The sequence below is a fragment of the Mesorhizobium sp. CAU 1732 genome (assembly GCF_039888675.1).
GTDB lineage: Bacteria > Pseudomonadota > Alphaproteobacteria > Rhizobiales > Rhizobiaceae > Aerobium.
Genome location: NZ_JBDQQR010000005.1, coordinates 119392 through 142303, shown reverse-complemented (window position 1 = coordinate 142303; position 22912 = coordinate 119392). Strand labels below are relative to the sequence as shown.

21 protein-coding genes are annotated in these 22912 nt (G+C 57.8%); 7 read left to right on the top strand and 14 right to left on the bottom strand.

Annotated features, from left to right (window positions below):
• Window positions 1–245 (top strand): DUF6537 domain-containing protein (locus AAFN55_RS26380; RefSeq protein WP_347801982.1); only part of this gene is annotated, 245 nt, incomplete at its 5' end.
• Window positions 246–336: 91 nt separating this feature from the next.
• Window positions 337–1282 (top strand): IS630 family transposase gene (locus AAFN55_RS26375; protein WP_347801981.1). Its coding sequence is split into 2 segments (ribosomal slippage): window positions 337–675 and window positions 677–1282, totalling 945 coding nucleotides; the frame shifts between segments, so codons are not numbered across the junction.
• A 241-nt stretch (window positions 1283–1523) separates the two neighbouring features.
• Here AAFN55_RS26375 and araD read toward each other — a convergent pair.
• From araD to AAFN55_RS26340, 7 genes are all read right to left on the bottom strand, one after another.
• Complete coding sequence (gene araD, locus AAFN55_RS26370; RefSeq protein WP_347801980.1) at window positions 1524–3266, bottom strand: L-arabinonate dehydratase; 1743 nt, start codon at window positions 3264–3266, stop codon at window positions 1524–1526.
• 71 nt (window positions 3267–3337) lie between these two features.
• Window positions 3338–4471 (bottom strand): alpha-hydroxy acid oxidase, encoded by a 1134-nt coding sequence (locus AAFN55_RS26365; RefSeq protein WP_347801979.1) that lies wholly within the window; start codon window positions 4469–4471, stop codon window positions 3338–3340.
• A gap of 58 nt (window positions 4472–4529) precedes the next feature.
• On the bottom strand, window positions 4530–5444 hold the full coding sequence (locus AAFN55_RS26360; RefSeq protein WP_347801990.1) for a 2-hydroxyacid dehydrogenase: 915 nt from the start codon (window positions 5442–5444) through the stop codon (window positions 4530–4532).
• 112 nt (window positions 5445–5556) lie between these two features.
• Window positions 5557–6270 (bottom strand): haloacid dehalogenase type II, encoded by a 714-nt coding sequence (locus AAFN55_RS26355; RefSeq protein ID WP_347801989.1) that lies wholly within the window; start codon window positions 6268–6270, stop codon window positions 5557–5559.
• A gap of 9 nt (window positions 6271–6279) precedes the next feature.
• A complete protein-coding gene (locus AAFN55_RS26350) occupies window positions 6280–7647 on the bottom strand; it encodes a TRAP transporter large permease subunit (protein WP_347801978.1) in 1368 nt (455 codons plus the stop codon).
• Window positions 7637–8233: a TRAP transporter small permease subunit gene (locus AAFN55_RS26345; RefSeq protein WP_347801977.1), complete on the bottom strand. Its 597-nt coding sequence runs from the start codon at window positions 8231–8233 to the stop codon at window positions 7637–7639. The genes AAFN55_RS26350 and AAFN55_RS26345 overlap by 11 nt, the downstream gene beginning before the upstream one ends.
• 66 nt (window positions 8234–8299) lie before the next feature.
• Window positions 8300–9334 (bottom strand): TRAP transporter substrate-binding protein, encoded by a 1035-nt coding sequence (locus tag AAFN55_RS26340; RefSeq protein WP_347801976.1) that lies wholly within the window; start codon window positions 9332–9334, stop codon window positions 8300–8302.
• Between the two features lie 268 nt (window positions 9335–9602).
• Here AAFN55_RS26340 and AAFN55_RS26335 point away from each other — a divergent pair, with 268 nt between their 5' ends.
• Both AAFN55_RS26335 and ilvD read left to right on the top strand, forming a co-directional pair.
• Window positions 9603–10346 (top strand): Crp/Fnr family transcriptional regulator, encoded by a 744-nt coding sequence (locus tag AAFN55_RS26335; RefSeq protein ID WP_347801975.1) that lies wholly within the window; start codon window positions 9603–9605, stop codon window positions 10344–10346.
• Window positions 10347–10455: 109 nt separating this feature from the next.
• A complete protein-coding gene (ilvD, locus tag AAFN55_RS26330; protein ID WP_347801974.1) occupies window positions 10456–12300 on the top strand; it encodes a dihydroxy-acid dehydratase in 1845 nt (614 codons plus the stop codon).
• Between the two features lie 154 nt (window positions 12301–12454).
• Here ilvD and AAFN55_RS26325 read toward each other — a convergent pair whose 3' ends face one another.
• The 4 genes from AAFN55_RS26325 to AAFN55_RS26310 form a co-directional block, all read right to left on the bottom strand.
• A complete protein-coding gene (locus AAFN55_RS26325) occupies window positions 12455–13150 on the bottom strand; it encodes an RraA family protein (RefSeq protein WP_347801973.1) in 696 nt (231 codons plus the stop codon).
• A gap of 120 nt (window positions 13151–13270) precedes the next feature.
• Window positions 13271–14671, bottom strand: a complete 1401-nt coding sequence (locus AAFN55_RS26320; protein ID WP_347801972.1) for a TRAP transporter large permease subunit — start codon at window positions 14669–14671, stop codon at window positions 13271–13273.
• On the bottom strand, window positions 14668–15300 hold the full coding sequence (locus AAFN55_RS26315; protein ID WP_347801971.1) for a TRAP transporter small permease subunit: 633 nt from the start codon (window positions 15298–15300) through the stop codon (window positions 14668–14670). The genes AAFN55_RS26320 and AAFN55_RS26315 overlap by 4 nt, the downstream gene beginning before the upstream one ends.
• A gap of 109 nt (window positions 15301–15409) precedes the next feature.
• On the bottom strand, window positions 15410–16444 hold the full coding sequence (locus AAFN55_RS26310) for a TRAP transporter substrate-binding protein (RefSeq protein WP_347801970.1): 1035 nt from the start codon (window positions 16442–16444) through the stop codon (window positions 15410–15412).
• 694 nt (window positions 16445–17138) lie between these two features.
• Here AAFN55_RS26310 and AAFN55_RS26305 point away from each other — a divergent pair.
• The 3 genes from AAFN55_RS26305 (at window position 17139) to AAFN55_RS26295 (ending at window position 19682) form a co-directional block, all read left to right on the top strand.
• On the top strand, window positions 17139–17759 hold the full coding sequence (locus tag AAFN55_RS26305) for a 2-hydroxychromene-2-carboxylate isomerase (RefSeq protein WP_347801969.1): 621 nt from the start codon (window positions 17139–17141) through the stop codon (window positions 17757–17759).
• Window positions 17760–17861: 102 nt separating this feature from the next.
• Window positions 17862–18749 carry a glutathione-dependent disulfide-bond oxidoreductase gene (gene yghU / locus AAFN55_RS26300; protein WP_347801968.1) on the top strand — a complete coding sequence of 296 codons (888 nt, stop codon included), beginning with the start codon at window positions 17862–17864 and terminating at the stop codon, window positions 18747–18749.
• Window positions 18750–18950: 201 nt separating this feature from the next.
• Window positions 18951–19682: an FCD domain-containing protein gene (locus tag AAFN55_RS26295; protein ID WP_347801967.1), complete on the top strand. Its 732-nt coding sequence runs from the start codon at window positions 18951–18953 to the stop codon at window positions 19680–19682.
• A gap of 38 nt (window positions 19683–19720) precedes the next feature.
• Here the strand turns inward: AAFN55_RS26295 and AAFN55_RS26290 are convergent, their stop codons facing one another.
• The 3 genes from AAFN55_RS26290 to AAFN55_RS26280 all read right to left on the bottom strand — a co-directional run bounded on the left by AAFN55_RS26290 (window position 19721) and on the right by AAFN55_RS26280 (window position 22674).
• Window positions 19721–20869 (bottom strand): alpha-hydroxy acid oxidase, encoded by a 1149-nt coding sequence (locus AAFN55_RS26290; RefSeq protein ID WP_347801966.1) that lies wholly within the window; start codon window positions 20867–20869, stop codon window positions 19721–19723.
• Between the two features lie 195 nt (window positions 20870–21064).
• Window positions 21065–21814 (bottom strand): SDR family NAD(P)-dependent oxidoreductase, encoded by a 750-nt coding sequence (locus AAFN55_RS26285; protein ID WP_347801965.1) that lies wholly within the window; start codon window positions 21812–21814, stop codon window positions 21065–21067.
• Window positions 21814–22674, bottom strand: a complete 861-nt coding sequence (locus AAFN55_RS26280; RefSeq protein ID WP_347801964.1) for a fumarylacetoacetate hydrolase family protein — start codon at window positions 22672–22674, stop codon at window positions 21814–21816. Before AAFN55_RS26280 ends, AAFN55_RS26285 begins: the two co-directional genes overlap by 1 nt.
• Window positions 22675–22912 lie beyond the last annotated feature (238 nt).

Sequence of the window (22912 nt, the reverse complement as noted above, 5' to 3'; positions counted from 1 at the left end):
AGATGGAACGCCGCCTGATCGTCGGCTACGAAAAGCTTGTCGACGAGGTGCTGGAAAGGCTGACCGCAGACAATCATGCCGCAGCCGTGAAACTGCTTTCCTTGGCCGATATGGTCCGCGGGTACGGGCCCGTGAAGGAAGCAGCGGCAGCTTCCTATGAAGATAAGGTTACCGGCGTGGCGCTAGAGTTTTTCAATGCGCCAAGCTCTGGCAAGCGGCCTGTTGCGGCGGAGTTGGCAAGCTAGAGCGGGATGATCTTGGGTTGAATCGAAGTCGGATTCCCAAGGCTTGGTGTTTGTGATTCAAGATGCTGGCTGGATTGGAGGCCAGCATCTGATGCCGAAGCCCTATTCCTTTGATCTTCGCGAACGAGCAGTGTCGCGCGTCCTGGCCGGCGAGAGCGTTCGTTCGGTTGCGGCGGTTCTAAAGGTAAGCGTTTCGAGCGTCGTGAAGTGGTCTCAGCGCTACCGGCCGACGGGGAGTGCGGCTCCGGGAAGGAATGTCGGTCGGCCTCGCCCGTCGCTCCTTGCGCCGCACCGAGCATGGCTTCTGGAGCGGATCGGCAGCGGCGAGCACGTCACCTTGCGCGGACTTCAGGCCGAACTCGCCGAGCGTGGGACGAAGGTCGACTACCGAACGGTCTGGAACTTCGTCCATGGCGAGGGACTGAGCTTCAAAAAAAACCGTTCTGCCAAGCGAGCAGGGTCGTGCTGACATCGCGCGTCGACGGGCGCAGTGGAAGAAATACCAAGGCCGCCTCGATCCACGACGGCTGGTCTTCATCGACGAGACCTGGGCCAAGACCAACATGGCGCCGATCCGGGGCTGGGCGCCGCGCGGCCACCGACTGCAGGCTCGGGTTACTCATGGCCACTGGAAGACGCTGACCCTGATTGCGGCGTTGCGCTGCGACCGCATCAACGCACCGTGCGTCTTCGACGGCCCGATCAACGGGCGAAGCTTCGCAGCCTATGTCGAGCAGGTTCTCGTGCCGACGCTTGCGCCCGGAGACATCGTCGTCATGGACAACCTCGGCTCTCACAAGGGTCAACCGGTACGAGAGGCTATCCGCAAGGCAGGAGCCAAGCTGTTCTTCCTGCCGCCTTACAGTCCGGACCTGAACCCGATCGAGCAGGTCTTCGCCAAGCTCAAACAACTCATGCGAACCGCAGCAGAACGAACCGTCGAGGCGACATGGAAGGCGGCAGGCACTCTGCTCCGGCGCTTCCCACCACACGAATGCCGAAACTACCTCGTCAATGCAGGATATGCTTCAACATGAGATCATCACGCTCTAATCGACTTCGTTCGGGGTAAAACAGCGGCTTGCCGCTTATATGGCAAGCTCTCGCGTTATTGAACGCGCACCATGTGAGAGGCTTGGCCTTTCATATGGTGCGTCTCCAAAATGCTTCTGATGAGTTCCCGTTGCGGTTCGATTTACGGAACATCATCGCGGGCGCGACGAGCCAACCATCTGCTCGTAATGATGCGGGCCGACAGCGTTGAGCCTGCCTCCGGCGCTAATTGATCTCCGGTTCTGCAACGGCTTTTCCGAAGTTTCGTTCAAGATACTCGAAATCGCATCCGGTATCCGCCTGTCCCACAAAGTTGGAGAACATGTATCCGTAACCGCGTTCGTACCGCAGTTCGGACTGTTTCAATGTCTTGCGGCGATGTTCGAGTTCCGCATCGTCGACGAGCATGTCCAGCCGGCGGTTGGGGAGGTCCAGCCTTACGATATCGCCTGTCCGCAACAATGCGAGCGGACCGCCGACATAACTCTCGGGAGCGACGTGCAGGACACAAGCGCCATAGGATGTGCCCGACATGCGTGCGTCGGAAATACGCAGCATATCTCGATGGCCCTGTTTGAGAAGCGCCTTGGGCATAGGCAGCATGCCCCATTCCGGCATCCCGGGTCCTCCCTTCGGACCTGCATTTCGTAAAACCAGCACGTGATCGACAGTCACATCCAGCATCTCGTCCTCGATCGCCTTCTTCAGTTCGGGATAGCTGTCGAAAACCAGCGCAGGACCTTCGTGATTGTAGAATTTCGGATCGCATGCGGCGGGCTTCATAACCGCGCCGTCCGGTGCGAGATTGCCGCGCAGTACCGCCAGCGAGCCTTCATGATAGACCGGGTTCGACAGCGGCCTTATGACATCGTCATTATAGACTTTTGCGTTCTGGATATTCTCGCCCAGCGTCATGCCGTTGACGGTGACGCAGGACGTGTCAAGCCGTTCCTCAAGCTGCTTCATCAGCGCGACTAGCCCGCCGGCGTAAAAGAAATCCTCCATCAGGTAGTCGCTTCCCGAGGGGCGTATATTCGCGATGAGAGGCGTGGAGCGACCGAGTTTGTCCAGATCATCGAGCGTCAGTTCGATCCCGGCCCGGCGCGCGATGGCGATGAGGTGAATGACGGCGTTGGTCGAGCAGCCAGTTGCCATCGCGGTCACCGCTGCGTTCCTGATCGCAGCGTCGGTGACGATCTTGTCGGGGGTAAGGTCCTCCCACACCATATCCACGATGCGACGACCGCTGGCTGCGGACATGCGCTGGTGGCTGGCGTCCGCGGCCGGGATCGAGGATGCGCCCGGGAGGCTCAACCCCAACGCTTCGGTGATCGCCGTCATCGTGGACGCTGTTCCCATCGTCATGCAGGTTCCCGCCGAGCGGGCGATGCCGCCCTGAAGGCCGAGCCAGTCCGCCTCTGACAGTCGCCCGGCACGGCGCTCATCCCAATATTTGAAAACGTCCGAGCCGGAGCCGAGAATCTTGCCGGCATAATTGCCGCGCAGCATCGGGCCTGCGGGAAGATATATCATGGGAACGCCCGCCGTCAGGGCACCCATGACCAGACCGGGTGTGGTCTTGTCGCAGCCGCCCATGAGGACCACCCCGTCGAACGGGTGGGAACGGATCATCTCCTCCGTTTCCATGGCAAGCAGATTGCGGTAGAGCATCGAGGTCGGCTTCGTAAAAGTCTCGTCTACGGACAGAGCCGGCATTTCGAGACCTATGCCGCCAGCTTGAGCAATGCCGCGTTTCACATCATGGGCGCGTTCGCGCAAATGGCTGTGACAGGGGTTGATCTCGGACCAGGTGTTCAAAATGCCGATGATCGGTTTGCCGCGCAGGTCGTCTTCATCGTGGCCTGCCTGCATCATGCGTGAGCGGTGATCGAAACTGCGCGCGTCATCCGGCGCGAACCAGCGGGCGCTTCGCAGGTTCCGTTGCGTTTCTTTTGGGGTTTTTGTCATTCGATGTCGCTTTCGAAGTCAATCTGCTTGCTCGACGGAGAGTGGCTGATCTTCACACATGAAAGGTCGTTCTATGTCGTGCGAGAAACCTCAGCGAGATTTCGAACGCCCAACTGGGCCATGTTGTTTGCAAGGTCTGTCTTCAGAATCTCGTAAGCATGAACGGCTCCGCGCTCTCCCAATGCGGCGATGGAGAACAGAAAGCCGCGACCGAGGAAGCAGAAGTCAGCTCCCAGCGACAATGCGCGAAGAATGTCGAGACCGCCGCGAAGTCCACTATCGAACAGGATCGGGATCCGTCCCTTGACCTCCGCCGCAATCGCTGGCAGCGCCTCGATCGACGCCGGTGCGGCATCGATCTGTCGGCCCCCGTGATTTGAAACCACGATACCATCGGCACCTGCCTCGACAGCGCGGCTTGCATCTGCGGGATCGAGAATACCCTTGAGCACAAGCGTGCCGCCCCACTCGTCGCGCAGACGCGCCACGTCCTCCCACAGCGGTCGTCCGCCGATCACCTGGCCGACGGCTGCAGCGCCCTTGGCAGTCGATGAAGCCGGGTAATATTTCTCGATTACCTTGAAACGGGGAGCGCGATTTTTCAGCGTGGCCAGAGCCCAGTTCGGCCGGACTGCGATGTCGCGCAGCATGGCTAACGACAGCGAGGCAGGAACGGTCAGGCCGGCCCTCAACTGCCGCTCACGCCTGCTGCCTACAGGGGTGTCCACCGTCAGAACCAGGGTCTTCATGCCTGCGTTTCTGACACGCCGCAAAATGTCGGATCGCACTTCGTCGTTTTTTGGCGGGTAGAGCTGAAACCAGGCGGCATCGCCCGCAATCTCGCCGATTTTTTCCGGGGTCTCGTTCGCCATCGTGCTGAGCACATATGGCATACGCCTGGATGCTGCCGCTCGTGCAAGGGCCAGTTCCGCCCCTGGCCAGATCAGGCTCGACATCCCGACCGGAGCAGCCCCGAAAGGTACGGAATACTCCGTGCCGAACAAAGTGGCCCTAGTGTCGGGTTCGAACGATCCCATGAGAACGGTCGGCGTCAACCGGATCTCGTCCATTTTCTGCATGTTTCGAGAAACCAGTTCTTCAAGGCCTGTGCCGCTGTCCAGATATTCCCACGCAAAATGCGGCACCCGTGCCTTGGCCTTCTTACTGAGATAGGCGAAAGACGGATAGCGGCTGTCCAGTTTCATGCTTGTTTCTCCCTTTGGAACGGCGAAAGGTCCGATGACGATCGCGGATCGTCCGCGCTTACGGACGCACCACGGAAGGAACCGGAGGCACCGGCGTCAGCACCGACCGTCCTTCGAAATGGGCGACCAGATTGTCGACCACAAGTTGGGCCATGGCATTGCGCGTTTCCACAGTGCCGCTGGCATGATGCGGCGAGAGCGTGACGTTCGCCAGCGAAGTGAGCCTTGGATCGGGATCCGGTTCGCTCCGGTAGACGTCGAGCCCTGCGCTGGAAATCCGGCCGGATTGCAGCGCGTCGATCAGCGCCGCTTCATCGACGGCGCTACCACGCGCGATATTGATGAGCGTCCCGCTGGAACCCAACGCATCCAGCACGGCCGCATCGACCATGCCGAGTGTTTCGGCTCCTCCGGGCACAGCCACCACGAGAATATCCGACCACTCGGCAAGTGAGCGCGCATCAGGAATAAATGAATACGGCACGGCTTTCCTGGACCGGGACGAATAGCCGATCACCATCCCGATCGGTTCGCAGCGCGCGGCAATCGCCATGCCGATCCGGCCGAGGCCCAAAATGCCCACACGCTTCCCTTTGAGACCGGACGTCAGTCCCATGAGCCTTTTTTGCCATTCGCCGGACGCCACAAGCATATGCCCTTCGACCATCCGCCGCCGCGTCATCAGGATCAGGCCGAGCGCCATATCCGCGACGTCGTCATTGAGAACATCTGGAGTATTCGTGACGATGATGCCTCGCGAGCCGCAGGCCTCCAGATCGATGCTGTCATAGCCAACCCCCACCGAGGAAACGATTTCGAGATGAGGAAAGCACGCGATCGTCTTTCGATCGATACCCACGACCGGAGACGTGACCACACCGCGAACGAGATCCGCGCACGCGTTTACAAGCCTTTCCGCATCAACCGCCTGATCCACGCGATGCAGCGTGAAAGCGCGCTCGAGTTCAGCCATCTGGTCCGGCAGGATCGGAGTCAGTACAGCTATGTTCGCTTTCTCCATATATTTGATGTCCCAGATCGATGATGCGGATTGATCTCGCCCTAAGGAGATCGCGAAAGATTTTTCAGGCTATTTTTTTTGCCAGCTCGATGAAGTCCTTGACCTCGTAGTCGAAGTCTTCCGGCTTCAGTTCCGGCTTCGAGCCTGGGCCATATTCCAATGGCCGCGTCACATAAGCGGTCCGCATGCCTGCACGGCGAGCGCCCACAAGGTCCTGCGCATGGCAGGCAACCATCATGATCTCATCCGGCGACAGGCGCATGAGGTTCGCCGCATCGTGATAGATGGTGGGATCGGGTTTGACCTTCCGGAAAAAGTCGGCCGAGACGATTGCGTCCCATTGCAGCCCCCCGTGCCTGGCAAGCTCGATCATGCAGTGCAGGTCGCCATTGGAGAACGGCACAAGCCGATAGTTCGGCCTCAACAGATGCAAGCCCTCATGCACGTCCGGCCAGGGCGGAAGCCGATCCCAGACTCTGTTGAAGTTCGCTATTTCCTTCTCGTCGAGATCGGCAATCCCGTACTCGGCCAAGAGCGCGTCCAGCTTGATGCGATGAATCTGCTCGGTGGGGATCAGGTCCATTTCGCCGGAGGAGATTTTCAGCAATGATGACAGATAGCCGTCGACCCGCCATTTCCTTGCAAATTCACCCCACTCCACCGCCACACCCGTCTTTTTGGACAGCGCGTGCCCTTCACGCACGACCTGCGAGTACCAGTCCACCACGGTGCCGAATACATCGAAAAACAGAACTTTGATCGAGGATGAATTACTCATGACGGCCAATCAATACGCAATGCTTGGAAGATAAGTTGCCAGAGAAGGAATTCTGAACACAAGTATAACTGCGATCACCTGCAATATGACGAACGGAATTGCACCTCGATAGAATTCGGGCAGCGTTATCGACTTGGGTGCGACGCCCTGCGCGTAGAAAATCGCAGGGCCTACCGGCGGAGTGATGAACGATGTCTGCAATGTGAGCGCGAACAGGATGGCGAACCAGGTCAGATCGAAGCCCATGTTCGCCACGACGGGTCCGACGAGCGGCAAGATTATCAAGGTGATCTCGAGCCAGTCTAGAACGAAGCCCAACAGCAACGTCACCGCGAGGATTGCAACGACGAGCCCGATCGGAGACAGCGGGACAGCCTCTAGGGCGCGTTCGAAGAGTTCGTCGCCGCCCAGCCCACGGAACACCAGCGAAAAGGCCGTAGCTGCAAGTATGAGCGCGAAAATGAACCCTGTCGTGGACATCGTGCTGAGCGAAACGTCCCTCAAGATGGACCAGGTCAGTCGTCCTCTTGCCGCGGCAAGCGCCATGGCAGCGGCGGCTCCCATACCTGACGCTTCAGTCGGGGTGGCGACGCCCAGAAAAATACTGCCCAGAACCGCAAGGATCAGGAAAATCGGCGGCAGCATCGACTTGAGCAATTCGATGACGTCCCAAAGTCCGAGCGGCGAGACATCGCTCGGAGGCGGGGCCGCCTTGCTGCTGAACCGCGACCAGATCAGGATGTATGCGACATAAATCAGACCCAGCATCAATCCGGGGATCACCGCTCCCATGAACAAGTCGCCTACGGACACCGCAAGCCGGTCAGCCATCAGCACGAGCATGATCGATGGCGGCAGCAGAATACCCAATGTCCCGACCGCACACACCGTGCCGACGGCAAACGATCGGTCATAGCCTGCCTTCAGCATAGCCGGGACACCCAGCAAGGTCAGCAGAACGACGGAAGCGCCGATAATGCCCGTTGACGCAGCAAGAAGGATGCCGAGCAGGGCCACCGAGATGGCCAGCCCTCCCCGAACGCCGGCAAGAAGCCTTGCGAAGCTGACCATCAGATCATGCGCCACGCCCGACTTGTCCAGAAACAAGCCCATGAAAATAAACATCGGCAGGGAAATAAGGACCCAGTTCTCCATGACTGCCCAGTTTCGGTCCACAATCGAGGCCGAATAATTCCAGTCAATCAGGTAGAACGAATTCTCGACAAGCGTCGTCCACTCACCTACCGCAACGGACAGAGCCGTATAGAATATAGCTGTACCCGCGAGGCACCATGCAACGGGATAGCCGGTAAATATCAACCCGATGAAAGTTACGAACATCGAGATCGCGATGTAATCCGTGAATTCAAAATACATTTTCTTCTCTACTCTTTCGGATTGACAGCCGCAGATGCGCAACGCAGCGCGACAAACGCGCTATGCCTGCAAGCGCCAATAGTAAGAACGATAGGGGAAGAAACATCTTGATGATCCAGCGGTAGGGAATCCCGCCCGGCGCCAGGGAAATTTCGGACATCACGAAGCTGTTTCGAACGAACGCGTAGCTGAACCAGAGAACGAAGACGCAATACGGAAGCAGAAGAAACAGAATTCCGTAGAATTCGATCCAGGATGTCGTACGCGGGCGAAATTTCGCACTTAGGATGTCGACCCGAATGTGACGGTCGTGGGACAATGCATAGGGTATGCTCAGCGCAATACCTGTGGCAAAGAAATGCCACTGAAGTTCTTCTAGGAACATCGAGCCACTGTTCATGCCGTAGCGTAAAAACACGCTGACGACGATGTTCAGTGTCAAAAGCACCCATACGGCGGAGAACAACCCTCCAAGCGCACGAACGCTTCCGTCTATCGTTCGAGAAATCCATGTCTCCGGCAGCGGCAACGGAATGCCGTGCGCACTCGATGTCACCGTGCTGCCGTGCGTTTGCGGAACACTCATCGCGACTCCTCCGCGCCCCCCGGCCGGGGACGCTCCATTCCAATCGAAACTTGTGGAGAATGCGTTTCAGTTGCCGCCCGTTAGAGGCCCCAACTCGCTCATATGCGCCTTGTAGGCTTCCATGGATTCATAGATGGCCTTGAAATCGGCGTCCGCAGCCGCCTCTTCAGCCAGCACCTCATTACTTGCAGCCTCGAAAGCAACAAGCAGTTCTTCGCTGAAGTGATGCACCTGGACGCCCGCCTCGACCGCAGTATGGATCGCAGCCGCCTGCACGGCGTCACTAATCGGGATGTTCTTGATGGCGGCGGCATCGCAGGCCGCTTCCACCAGGGCTTTCTGGATGTCCGTCAACCCGTTCCACACACCCAGATTCACTACAAGATGACCCGCGCCGACCGGCTGTTGCCAACCTGGAAAATACGCATGTTTGGTGACCTTGTGCAGACCAAGGGCGATATCCACCGATGGGATCGACGCCTCGACCGCATCCATCAACCCTCTTTCGAGCGCCGAGAATGTCTCGCCATAGGAAAGGGCCGTAACCGAAGCACCCAGCTTTTCATATACTTTCGCACCCGGCCCTGCGGTACGGAATTTCAGACCGCGGATGTCATCGGGCACACTGACTTCGTTTCTGAACCAGCCCCCCGTTTCCGGGCCGGTCATGAGGCAGAGCATTCCGTGGACGCCATGCTTGTTGAAAAGATCCTGGGTCAGTTCCTTGCCGCCGCCTGTGTAATACCAGCCGGCATATTCCGACGGGCCCAGACCGAACGGAACTCCCGTCAGCAGGTTACCGGCGGGAATGGTGCCGGCGCTGTAGTTCATCACGGCAAGACCAGCGGGCACGCGGTTGTCGCGGACGGCGTCGAACACGCCGAAAGCAGGGACGATTTCGCCGGGATCGTAAATCCGCACCTGAATATGATCCCCGCCGATCGCATTGAGGGTTTCGGCCCAGTCGATATACCCCGACCCCACGCCGGGAAGATTCGATGATATGGCAAGCGGAACACGCCACCGTTCGGTTGCTTGGGCAAAACCTGTAAAGGCGACACAAGCTGCAAGTGTCGAAAGAGTTACGGTAGCGATCTTCATTGACTTCCTCCCAGATAGTCCTTTTCTCCCACTGTACGGCTAACACCCGGAACCGCGACGGGACTGCAACAAATGTTGCAAACCGGAGATGTTTGAAACGTGCCGGCTTCCGCTTCCCATGCATGCGGACGAAGCGTCGTCAGGCTTCTGGACTTTGGATCGATTTTCGGCAGAATGAAGTTTCTGGAGCGGTTGCCGAAGTAATCAGCCCCATTCAGGGTCGGGATGGAACCAGCCCTTTAAGAGACTTCTTGGAACGCCAGCGAAGATGACCGATCCGGTAACGCCAGCCTCCATAAAGATTCACACGTGGCGGGACATGCTCTCGCCGCAGGCAAATTCCGATCTTCAGATCTATCTTCGCGAACGGCGCGTTCGGGCCGGCGAGATGCTGTACCGGTTCGGTGAAGAAGCGACTTGCGGCTATCAGATCCTCTCCGGTCACGTCGAGATCAACTGCTACACCGCCGATGGACGCGAATATGTCGTCGGCTCGCTTTATCCGGGCGACACCCTGGGCGACATCGGCCTGGTCAATGGCGGGCTGAGATTCAACAACGCCGTCGCGTTGATCGACAGCAAGGTCAGCATTCTATCGCGATCAGACTATCAGTCCCTGATATGCAAGCATCCGGAAATTTCGAGGAAAGTGGCGGAGATGCTCGGCTATCGATATCAGTCTCTTTTCGCGCTTGCTCAGGATGCCTATCTCTTGCCGCTATACCATCGGCTGGGCCGAACGATAGTCCGCCTGGCACTATTCCAGAACGGCACACCGCCGCCGGAGCCCATCATCCTGCAAAATTGCTCCCAGGAGAAACTGGGGTTGATGGTTGGGGCCGCAAGGCAAAGTGTCGGCAGAGAACTGAAAAGAATGGAAGCACTGGGCCTGATCCGCATCAATTATGCCAATATGGTGGTGCAGAATTTCGCGGCCATGGCAAGTATGTTCGGCTCCGTCGTCGACTACGAACCCATTATGAGCGACCAGTTCGGCTTCGTCACAACCTGATTTCCTTCATGACCTTCCTTGTCCGATATTTTCCCGATTGGAACATATGTTGCGGTTGAGCTAGCGTAGAAATGGCAATTTCTTTCCCAAAATTCGGGGAGAGAGAGAGATGCGCGCATATAGATCTGCAAGAGTGACTGAAGGAAAAACAGCTTCTGCGGCCCGGTCGCTCTGGATTGCCAGCGGAGTAAATTCGAAAGATTTTGGCAAGCCCATCATTGCCGTCGCCAATTCCTTCACCGAATTCGTCCCGGGCCACGTCCATCTGCAGGAAGTAGGGCGCCACGTATGCGACGAAATCTGGAAAGCCGGCGGAATCCCACGAGAGTTCAATACGATAGCGGTCGATGACGGCATCGCGATGGGGCATGACGGAATGCTGTATAGCCTTCCCAGCCGCGACCTCATTGCGGACAGCATCGAGTATATGTGCCAAGCTCATTGCGTCGACGCGCTGATTTGCCTGTCCAACTGTGACAAGATCACACCTGGCATGTTGATGGCAGGCTTGCGGCTCAATATTCCGGTCATCTTCGTCTCGGGAGGACCGATGGAAGCGGGGCGCATCGGCAGGGGCCTATCCTTCAAGCGTGCCGATCCGATCGAAACCTACGTCGCGGCGTTCGATCCGACTTACTCGGCCAAAGACGTCACAAAGCTTGTCGAGAGCGCTTGTCCGACCTGTGGATCGTGCTCGGGTATGTTCACCGCGAACTCGATGAACTGTCTGGCCGAGGCGATCGGCCTTGCCCTGCCTGGTAATGGATCCGTACTGGCTACCCATGTCGACCGCAAGGCACTGTTCAGCCGTGCCGCGCAGACGATCGTCGAGATGACCAGGCGCTATTACGAGCAGGAGGACGACAGCGTATTGCCACGCAGTATAGCAACGCGCTCGGCATTCGAAAATGCGATGAAGGTCGATCTCGCCATGGGCGGGTCAACCAACACGATCTTGCACCTTCTTGCCTTGGCGGCGGAGGCCGAAGTCGACTTCACGCTGAAAGACATGGACATTCTGTCAAGGCAGGTGCCGCATCTGTGCAAGGTCTCTCCCGCGAACAATCGCTATTACATGGAAGACGTTCATCGGGCAGGCGGCATAATGGGCATTATGGGCGAACTTGATCGGGCGCAGATGATCGACCGCTCAGTAAAGTCCGTCGCGGGGGAAACCCTTGGCCATGTTCTGGACAAATGGGACTATCTGCGCAGTCGGGACCCGGAGGTCAATCACTTCTACCGCGCTGCTCCCGGCGGAATCCGGACCATCAAACCTTACTCGCAGGAAGCGCGGTGGGAGGACATGGATCTGGACCGGGAGACGGGGTGCATACGAAGCATCTCCCACGCATATTCCCCGGAAGGAGGGCTTGCGGTTCTCTATGGCAATATCTCGGAAAACGGCTGCGTTGTGAAAACTGCGGCGGTATATCCGCACATGCTGAAATACACGGGCAGGGCGCGCGTTTTCGATCAGCAGGAAACGGCTCTCAAAGCTATCGAGGGCAACGAGATAGAACCGAATACGGCCATTGTCATTCGGTACGAAGGGCCGAAAGGCGGGCCCGGAATGCAGGAAATGCTGAAACCAACCATGACATTGAAAGCCAAGAAGCTCGACAGCAGCTGCGCACTTATCACGGATGGCCGATACTCCGGGGCGTCCGCAGGGTTGTCGATCGGCCACATTTCTCCCGAAGCCGCAAACAAGGGAGCTCTGGCGCTTGTCGAGGACGGCGACGAAATCGAAATCGATATCCCCGCGCGCACGATTCATCTGAGGATCAGCGAGGAGGAGTTGAAACTTCGGCGCGAAACGATGGACGCGCGTCCTCATGACGAAGCCTGGCTACCGCTCACCAAGCGAACGCGCCAGGTCACCAAGGCGCTGCGCAGCTATGCAGCGTTCGCAAGCAGCGCCGACCGGGGCGGAATCAGAGACATTCCGTAGGTCGCCGGAAAACGCCCTCGTGCGGCAGTGCGCTTCTATCGATGGGTGCTCTCACTGAGCCGACCAAACCACAGAGCACTTGCCGGAAAAGGTAAGCGGCCGTTCTGCCCCATCCCCTCCGCATAAGAGGCCGAAGCTCCGGCCCGGCCTCTCGTCAATGAATCTGGGCCGAACTCCTGATCGCGGACACCAGCATGTCCACGGTGAATGTCGGGTCGTTGCAGACATCGAGAATCACCTTCTCGCGCCGAGCGACAAGTTGAATCGCGTCCGGCAGTTTCCGTACTGCCTCTGCCGGAATGACCACTGCCCCATGATAGTCTGCATGAATAACGTCGTTATGACCCGCCTGCATGCCGAACACGTTGACCGGTTGGCCCAGATCCACCAGGTGTACATGCGCGTGGCTGGGACCGATGCGACCGCCGAGAATCTGAAACCCGGGGGCGAGCATGTCGCAATCGCGAAAGGAACCGTTCGTGACGCAGCCTTGCGCACCCAATGAGCGGTGGACGAGCGAATTCACCTCGCCCCAGAACGCTCCGTATCCAGGATTGTCATCAATGTCCTCGAGAACGACTACGGTCGGCATTTCCGCATCGGCGACGTAGCGAACCCAGTCGAGCAAATTCGCGACCTTCGCGCCGGCCGCCTTGCTCGATCTTACTGTTCCGACGCGGGCCAGACCGACGATTGGCGGCAGCGAACGATGGGCCGCCACCATCTGCTCGACGGTAAAGCCGACTGACTGCCGCTGCGGCACGATCAGTTCGAGCCCGTTGCAGATCGTGGGTGTATCCCACTGCTTCAGACGTTCCAGATCTTCTACATCGAAGACATGCTCACTCATAGTTTCCTCCTCAGGAACAAAAGATCTTGCGACTTTCAGACGTCTCGCTGTAAATCGCTCTTGCTGCGTGAAAGCCGCGGCTCTGGCCCTGTCCATCCGGTTGGTAAAATCGTCACGCGTCTACATGACCAGGTAGAAGACGATTGCTGGGAAAAACATGATGGCTATGACACCGATAAGCTGCAGGATCACGAACGGCACGATGCCCTTGTAAATGTCCTGTATGGCTACCCAGCTTGGCGCAGCTCCCTTGAGGAAGAAGAGTGCAAACCCAAAGGGTGGCGTCAAGAATGACGTCTGCAGAATGACCGCCATTAGAATGGCGAACCAGAGAAGCACCATCGACTGCTGATCGGAAGGGCTGAGGTGTTCAATGCCAAGCGAAACTGCGAAGTCAGGCGCAAAGGTTGCGAATACCGGAGTGAAGACTGGTAGAATGATAAGCGTGATTTCAAGCCAGTCAAAGAAGAAGCCGAGGACGAAGACCACGACCATGAGCAAGAACAGAAGACCCCAATGGGTCAGTCCCATCCATTTTATGAAGTCATGGATAAGATCCTCTCCGTATAGAGCTCTGAACACATAAGAAAATGCAACGGCACCGCCGAATACTAAGAAGATCATAGCTGATGTAAGAGCCGTCTGAATGCAGACGCTGTCGAGTGTCTTCCGTGTCAGCTTTCCATTAAACCATGCCAGAAGCAGCGCTCCGAAAGCACCAATGCCGGACGCTTCCGTCGGCGTAGCCCATCCGGCAAAGATACTCCCCAAGACCAGCACGATCAGGAACACGATCGGAACGAACCCAGTCAGGATCATCATCAGGACATTGCCAAGACCGATTTCCTCATCTGACCGAGCGACTGGCGGAGCAACCTGAGGCTTCAATACCGAAATAGCGACGACGTAGATGCAGTAGAACGACGCGAGCATCAGGCCCGGCAGGATCGCCGCGATGAACAGATTTCCCACCGACAGAGACATAAGGTCGGCCATCATGACCAGCATGACGGATGGCGGCAGCAGCGCACCGAGCGTAGCGCTGGCGGCGATCGTGCCTGTACCGAGCCGGATATCGTATTTTTGCGCTATCATCGCAGGAAGCGCCATCATGGTGAGCATGACGACAGTAGCACCAATAATCCCCGTAGTAGCGGAAAGAATGGTCCCCAGGATCGTCACTGTCAGCGCAAGACTGCCGGGAACCCGGCGAAGCATGATTTGAAGAATACGCAGAAGATTTGCTGCAATCTGGCTTTTCTCCAGCATCAGCCCCATGAAAACGAAGCACGGCACGACGACCAGAATCTGATTCACTGCCGCGCTTTGCCAGAGCCGGTCGACGAACAGATAGAGCTCGGACGCATGCATGACGCCAAGGGTGATACCGCCCAGACTGAAGAGCAGCGCGAGCCCACCAAGGACCAGTGCCACCGGGAAGCCGGAAAACAGGAACAGCGCCAGCGCGATGAACATGTAGCCGCCAAGATAGTCGTAAAGGTGATCGAAGATCGCGTTCATTTGGGTGCCGACACGTTAGTTTCGCGTACCGAGCTTTTCAGTTGAACCATCTCAAGGCGGCCGAGTGCGGCTGAGCGCAATTCTTCGGGCCCGAAGAGGTAAACGAGAAGACGTAGCAATGTTGCGATGAGAGCGGAGAAAAGCAGGCCGGTTCCTATCAGCAGAAAGGACTTGATGACCCAGCGATGCGGTAAGCCCGTCAAAGAAGCTGAACCCTCGCCCTGAACGTAAGATTTCATGACGAAGAACCAGGACTGGTAGACGAGCACGCCGCAAAAGGGCAGAGCGAAAACGAGGATCGCGAGCAACTCGATCCAGCCACGCGTCCTCTCAGTTCGATTCTCACGCCACAGGTCAACGCGCACATGGGTCCCGTTCAGGTAGGCCAACGCGTAGGCCAGAAGGAAAATTGCGGCATGTAGATGCCACTCCATTTCCTGCAGTTTGGTGGGAGAGATGAAGTCATATAACCAGCTTTCCATCACGAACTGCTGGAGAAACGGAATTTTACGTCCGAGGACGTCGTAGACGATCACGAATATCAAGGGCAGGACGAGCCACGATCCAAGGCGTGCGACCGTTTCGCTGACTTTCGCCAGCACATCGGAAATTGCAAGCAGTGTGCGCATGGGCAGGCACCGATACTGTAATGACGATGAAATGAGATGGCTGAAGGTGCTTGTGCCGATCAGACAGGAGCGGCAGCGCCCTGTTCAGGGCGCTGCCGTAATTGATCGCCTACTTCAAATAAGCGCGATCACCCCAGATCTTGTAGTCTTCGCGGAACTTGGACAGGCTTTCCCAGACACGCGCCGAGTCGGGATTCTGATTCACCTCGTCCTGAACGACATCGCCCCACGCGGCCTCGAATGCGTCGAGCATTTCGGGCGGCCACGTCTTATTGACCACGCCGTCGGCTTCGTTCTGCTTCATCACCTGGTACTGGCTACCTTCGCCGTCTGCAAACTGCATGACGATCAGGCGATCGCATGAAATTTCGATCAGTTCCTTATGCGCATCGCTCAGCTTGTTCCAGCTGTCCATGTTGACCAACAGTTCCTGAACGGTCGACTGCTGATGCCAGCCCGGAAAGTAGTTGAATTTTGCGATCTGATAGAGACCCAGGCTGCGATCAAAGACAGGGTTCGACTGCTCGGCGGCGTCGAGAACGCCCAGTTCCAACGCCTGATAGACTTCACCGGAGGCCAGCAACTGGGTGGAGACGCCAAACTTCTCCATCACCTTGGCTCCAAGGCCAAGGAAGCGCATCTTCAAGCCGCGAAGATCCTCGATTGTGTCGACCTCCTTGCGGAACCAACCGCTTGTCTCAGGAGCCAGCAGCCCGCAAGGCAGCATATGGATGTTGTCGCGTGCATAATATTCCTGCGCCAGCTTCGTGCCGCCGCCATAGCGCAACCATGCAAGCATCTCGCCGGCACCGGGACCGAACGGAATCGCCGCGAAGAAAGCGTATGCGGAATTTTTGCCGACATTGTAGCCGGGCGATCCATAAGCCGCGTCCAGAGCGCCTTCCGAAACCGCGTCGTAATACTGCGCGCCCGAAACAAGCGCGCCAGGTTCGAACACACGGATGTCGAACGTATCATTCGACAAAAGCTTGATCGAATCGCTGAAGACATCGAATGCCCCGGGAATCGGCAATGACTGGCTATAGGATGAATGCATCCGCCAGCGCACACGCTCCTGAGCATTCGCAACCGTCGACATCCCGACGGCCGCAATCAAACCACAAACTACAGAAAGCTTCATCATTTCAGTACCCTCCCTTGTGTCGCCGAAAGTCATAGCCGTAGAGTCTACGGAATGTCGTTCGAGTGTGAATCCAGGCTCCGGTTATATCTCAGGACCTTAGCCCCGGCGGTCATCCTTGGCTCGTCGACCGAGCGCGGGGAAAAGCCGTCAACGGAAATTGATCGAGCCCTTGGTGCGCAGGCTCAAAGCAGCGTGCCCCGTGCAGGCCAGAGCAAGGAGGCGCCAGTACGACGTTTCACGGTCGCACCTAAGCCCTGAGCACGTGCCGGTCGCGCAAGAAATGCGCACAAATGCATCATGATTGACTCCTCCCAATCCATAAGGAAAGAGGTTGGACAGCTCTGTGAACGCAATGTCTGACAACGTTCAAGGATGCTTGAGCCGGAACCACCTTCTCGACCTTACAAGATCCCTCCCCAGAAAATCTATTTTTCCGCGTTGATAACATTTTTCAGCTTTGATGTATTGTACCATTGCCGCCGGGTGTCAAGCGCGGATGCACGGGCTGTCCGAAACGATGGTTTGATTACCCCTTGAAACTGGAAACCCATCATGCGACCGACCATCCGTCGCCAGGTAAAAAGCTGGTCGCTGCCGGGTGCCTTGACATCCGCGAGCAAGTTGCGCCACATACCGATGTGATATATTTTTTCACATAAAGACTATTTCGTATTCCGAGGCGAGGGAGGTCAGCTTGGCTGAGATCGATTACTATTTCACGTCGGCGTCGCCGTGGGTCTATCTGGGCCATAAGCTTCTGTGCGATATCGCAACGCGTCATGGTGCCACAATCAATGTGAAGCCCGTCAATCTTTTGGGGGTCTGGGCCATTTCGGGCGGCGTCGCGCCTGCCAATCGACCTCCCGTGCGCCAGCGTTACCGGATCATCGAGCTTCAGCGCTATGCCGAGATGCGCTCTTTGCCCATCAAGCTGCATCTCGACCATTTCCCGCTCGACCCCGCCCTGGCAGACCATGTCGTAGCCGCACTCGTGGATGCCGGTGCTGATCCGCTGCCCTTCATGCAGCGCCTGTTCGCTGCATACAGGGCCGGAGACAGGGACATCGCGAACGTCGAGGTCCTGGCGAAGCTGCTGGAAGAATCCGGCCATGATTCAGCCACGACGATCAAGAACGCCAGCGATCCGCGGATCATAGCGATCCGCGAGCAGAACACCGCCGACGCGATCGCGGCTGATGCGATTGGTGTTCCAGTTTACGTTCTCAACGGCGAACCGTTCTGGGGGCAGGACCGTCTTGAAATGCTTGATCGTGCTTTGACCATAGGCCGGCAGCCTTACTCTCCAGACGCCTGAAGACCGTCCGATGAATTTAATCGGTAAGTCGCGGGGATCAGGAAGGCGACGTGTTCTGTCAGCTGCCCGCCGTCTCCGTCAGCCAAGCCAGGAGCCGCAATCATGACGCAAGACGCCGCTTACGTGCCGCCAAAGGTTTGGAGTTGGACCAAGGGCGACGACACGTACTTTTCCAGGATCAACCGGCCTATCGCCGGCTCCACGCATGAAACCGAACTTCCTGTCGGTCGTCACCCATACCAGCTCTACTCGCAGGGCACGCCCAATGGCCAAAAGGTCACCATCATGCTGGAGGAGCTTCTGGCTGCCGGTCATTCCGGCGCAGAGTACGACGCTTGGCTGATCGACATCGGCAAGGGCGATCAGTTTGGATCGGGTTTCGTGGAAATCAATCCGAACTCGAAAATCCCCGCACTCGTGGACCGAAGCGGTCCTACGCCCGTTCGCGTTTTCGAATCGGCTGCAATCCTCCTGTATCTGTCGGAGAAATTTGACGGTGCCTTTCTGCCGAAGGAACCGGCCGCACGCGCAGAGGCGCTGTCCTGGTTGTTCTGGCAGGTCGGGTCCGCGCCGTTTCTCGGCGGCGGCTTCGGCCACTTTTACGCTTACGCGCCCAGCAAGATCGAATATGCCATCGACCGCTATGCCATGGAAACGAAGCGCCAGTTGGACGTCCTCGACCGGCGGCTGGCTGAAAATGAGTTCGTCGGCGGAGCCGTGTATACCGTTGCCGACATGGCAATCTGGCCGTGGTACGGCGGCACCGTCAAGGGCTGGCAGTATGATGCGGCCGAATTCCTGTCCGTGCACGAATACAAGAACGTGCTGCGTTGGGCCGACCAGATGTTCGAACGACCGGCCGTGGTGCGGGGTCGCATGGTCAACCGGGTCAAGGGACTGCCGACCGAACAACTTCGCGAACGCCACGATGCCGGTGATTTCGAAACTAGGACCGAGGACAAGCTCATGGGGAATGCTGGCTTGAAATAGAGCGGGCGTTTGTAGGCGCGTAACGCCGTCCGAACGTTACGGCAGGGTGGCCGGATAGATCCGGAAGCAAACAAGAGTTTTATGCCTTCGTGCCATGGGGCACGGACTATACCTCTGCTCAGACATTTGATCTATGATGGGAGAGGAAATATATTGAAATGCTGGTCGATGCAGCGATCCAGCATCTCGGAGAGCTCAAAAATGATAGAAAAAGCCGCTAAGAGCAGAACCGAGCAGACCTTTCTAAGCATCAGAGCGGACATTCTGTCCTGCCGTCACCTGCCAGGTGAACGATTGCTCATCAATGCCCTATGCGAACAATTGGGTGCCAGCCTCGGCGCCGTGCGCGAGGCGTTGTCGCGCCTTGCAGCAGAAGGTCTCATTCAGGCCACCGCGCAGAAAGGTTTCCGAGTGACGCCGGTATCGGCGGCCGATCTGGAAGATCTGACTAACACACGTTGCATCATCGAAGATCTATGCCTTCGGAGCGCGATACAGGAAGGTGGCGTCGAATGGGAAACCGGGATCGTCGCTTCCTTTCACCGACTTTCGCGATTGCCCGATGTTCTAACACTCACAAAGGCCAAGGATATCGAAAGCTGGGGGTCGGCGCATGAAATCTTTCATCTCGCACTGGTTTCCTCGTGCAGCAGTCCCTGGCAATTGCGCCTGCGCGCGATGCTTTTCGATCAGGCGGATCGGTATCGCAGGCTCGCCACCTTCACCTCGAGGGTCGAGCGCGACGTTCTGGAAGAGCATCGGACGATCATGGAGGCGACACTGGACCGCAACACTGATCGTGCCTGTGCCCTCATGGATGAGCATCTTCGGCGAACCAGCGAAAGCGTATCCGAGTTCTTACGGGCACAGCCGACAGAATCCGGCCCTGCCGGCAATCGTCTTGCCCAGCTTGCAACCGAAGAAATCCGGTAGTCTGCCGTTCGGGTCCGGCGCGGCGGGACCACCCGCCGTCAATTGGTAAGTCTGCGCACCATGGAGGCATCAAGATGCCGAGGCGTGGCGGCGCCCATCAGCGCCATAGTTCTCTTGTATTCGTCGAGCAGGATTTCGAGGGCACGAGCGACACCGGGTGCCCCGCCTGCGGCGAGGCCGTAGAGATACGGACGGCCGATCGAGCAGGCGTCGGCTCCCATCGCCAATGCCTTCACGATATGGGTACCGCGCCTGATACCGCCATCGCAGATGATCTTGACGGTTCCACCCACCGCATCGGCGACAGAGGCGATCTGGTCGATCGGTGCAGCAGCGCTTTCGAGCTGGCGCCCCCCATGGTTGGAAATCATAACGGTATCAGCTCCGCACTCGCGCGCGAGAACGGCGTCTTCGGCAGTCATAATTCCCTTTACGGCCAGGGGACCTTTCCAGCGATCCGCCAGCCACTCGACATCCTTCCATGTGACGGAGACATCGAACTGTCCGGCGACGTAGACATGAAGAGGCGTCTGACGATCGGACATTGCCTCGACGCGGTGAGCAACGTTGACGAAATCGAACTTCCTTCCGAAGAGCGCGGGAAGCGACCATTTCGGCTTGGCTGCGAATTGCAGGAAGGTACGCGGGTTGAGGCGCGGCGGCAGGCTGAGGTCGTTGAACAGGTCACGCTCCCGCTTGCCCGCAACCAGCGTGTCGACGGTAAGGATGAGGCCGTCATATCCGCCCTCGTGTGCGCGGGCGATGAATTCTTCCGTCAGGCCCCGGTCCTTGAATATGTATATCTGGAACAGACGTGGGCCCGTGGTCACAAGCGCGAAATCCTCCATTGTCGTGGTGCCAAGGGTCGACAGGCTGTAGGGCAACCCGAACCTGTTCGAGGCTTCGGCGACCGCGATCTCCGCATCCTTGTGGAACAGCCGGGTCAAGCCCGTTGGCGCCAGCATCAGCGGGAACGGAATGCTCCTCCCGAAAATCTCCGTCTGATGGTTCGATTTCGACAGGTCTTTCAGCGCCTGTGGTAGCAGTTCGATGTCGTCATATGCGCTCGTCGACCGGCGCAACGCGATTTCGTCTTCCGAGCCGCCGTCGAGATAGTCGAAGACCGGCCGTGGGAGCGCGCGCGATGCGGCTCGGCGGATGTCCATGATATTGTGGCGATCCTGCATGCGGGTCTCCCTAGGAATTTCGATGACTTGCCGGAGGATTATTCAACCTGCCCATCGTTCCCACGTGCAGGCACCTCTAAAAAGGGAGCGGCGAAACAGATCGCCGCTCCTCGATTAATGGATCATCCCCGCATTCGGACGAAGACACCCGTCTGTCCGGAAAGCGCCGCGCGTTGTCCGGATCGATACCCTGACTCAGTAGGTGGCACGACCGCCGGATAGATCGAAGATCGCGCTTGTCGTGAAGCTGTTCTCCCGCGAGGCAATCCACAGCACCATACTCGCGATTTCCTCGACGGTCACGAAACGTCCGCGCGGTATCTTTGACAGCATATAGTCGATGAACTCCTGCGGCACCCGCTCGAGTATGGGCGTGTCGGCGGTGGCAGGTGTGACCGCGTTGACTGCGATGTCGTGGCCAGCGAGTTCCTTGCCCAGCGCCTTCGTCATTCCGATAACGGCGGCCTTCGACGAGGAATAACCCGAGGCGTTCGGATTGCCTTCCTTGCCGGCAACGGACGCAATGTTCACGATTCGCCCGTAATTGCGCTCGACCATTAAAGGCACGATCGCCTGGCACGGCAGGAACGTGCCGTCGAGATTGACGTCATGAACTTTGCGCCAGTCGACATATTTATAGTCGACCAACTTGGCAGCCGGTCCGGGGACACCCGCGCTGTTGATAAGGACATCCACCTTGCCGAAGGCATTGGAGGTCTGTTGCGTGGCTTTGGCGACGGCGTCCGGGTTGCTGACATCCACCTGAACGACGAGCAGTTGCTCGTCCGGTATCTCTCCCAGTTTGCTGTCGAGCTTCTGCGTGTTCATATCCCAGATGGCGACGCGCGCGCCCGACAGAGCCAGCCGATAGGCTACGGCTGCGCCAATCCCGCTTGCACCGCCTGTGACGACGGCATGTTGTCCGGCGAAATCATAGCTGTTCATTACACCCTCCCGTTAAACGAAGTCACAACCTGGCGCTGGCTGCCGAGTCGATCGATGCCGAGCGAAACGACATCGCCAGGCTGCAACCATTGGGGCGGCGTCAGGCCGGCCCCGACTCCCGCCGGCGTGCCCGTGCAAATCAGGTCGCCGGGCTCGAGAAGGATGAATTGGCTCAAATGAGCCACGATCTCCGCAACGCTGAAGATCATGTTCGACGTATTTCCCGACTGCCGCCGCTCACCGTTGACTTCAAGCCAGGCTACCAGATCCTGTACGTCATCAATCTCATCGGTGGTGACAAGCCAGGGGCCTGTGGGGCAGAAGCTGGGGAAGCTTTTCCCTTTTACCCACTGGCCGCCGCGCTCGACCTGCCAAGCCCGTTCTGAGACATCGTTGACGACCACGAAACCGGCAATGTGCGACAAGGCTTCGGCAGCGGTGACGGAAAGCGTGGGCTTCCCGATCACAATTCCCAGTTCCACTTCCCAGTCTAGCTTGGTCATGGTCGGCGCGTGATGGATCGGTTCATTCGGGCCGCAAAAGGACGAGGAAGCCTTGTTGAAGACGATGGGTTCAACGGGAATTGGCAGGTTCGATTCTGCGGCGTGATCGGAATAGTTCAGCCCAATGCACCAGATATTCCGAGGCCGGGAAACCGGCGGCGCGATCTGGTTCTCCTCAAAGGGAGTGGCGGGAAGCGTCTGCAGGTCGATATTTGCAAGGTCTGCGAGAAGCTTCGGAGAAAGCGTCTCGGGCGTAAAGTCCGTCACAATCGACGATACGTCCCTTGCGGTTCCTGTCTCGTCCAGAACGCAAGGAACAACCTGGCCCTGGAAGTTGGATATACGCATAAGCTTCATCTGTGGTCGCTCTTCCCTTTGTCGTTTGGTCTGGATTGAGGATGGAATGCGCGCGAAGTTTTGGTGCGCCCCTCCTGCGGACGTTTACGCATCAAAGTGCTGTCGGAGCTTCCAAAAAAGAAAAAAATATATCATTCATTTAAAAATGCACCTAAGTTTCAATCCCTGTCAAGCGCGGAGATATGTGCATGTGGAAACCGCATCGATTTGCAGCAGCTTGCCCCGAACCGCTCAGCCA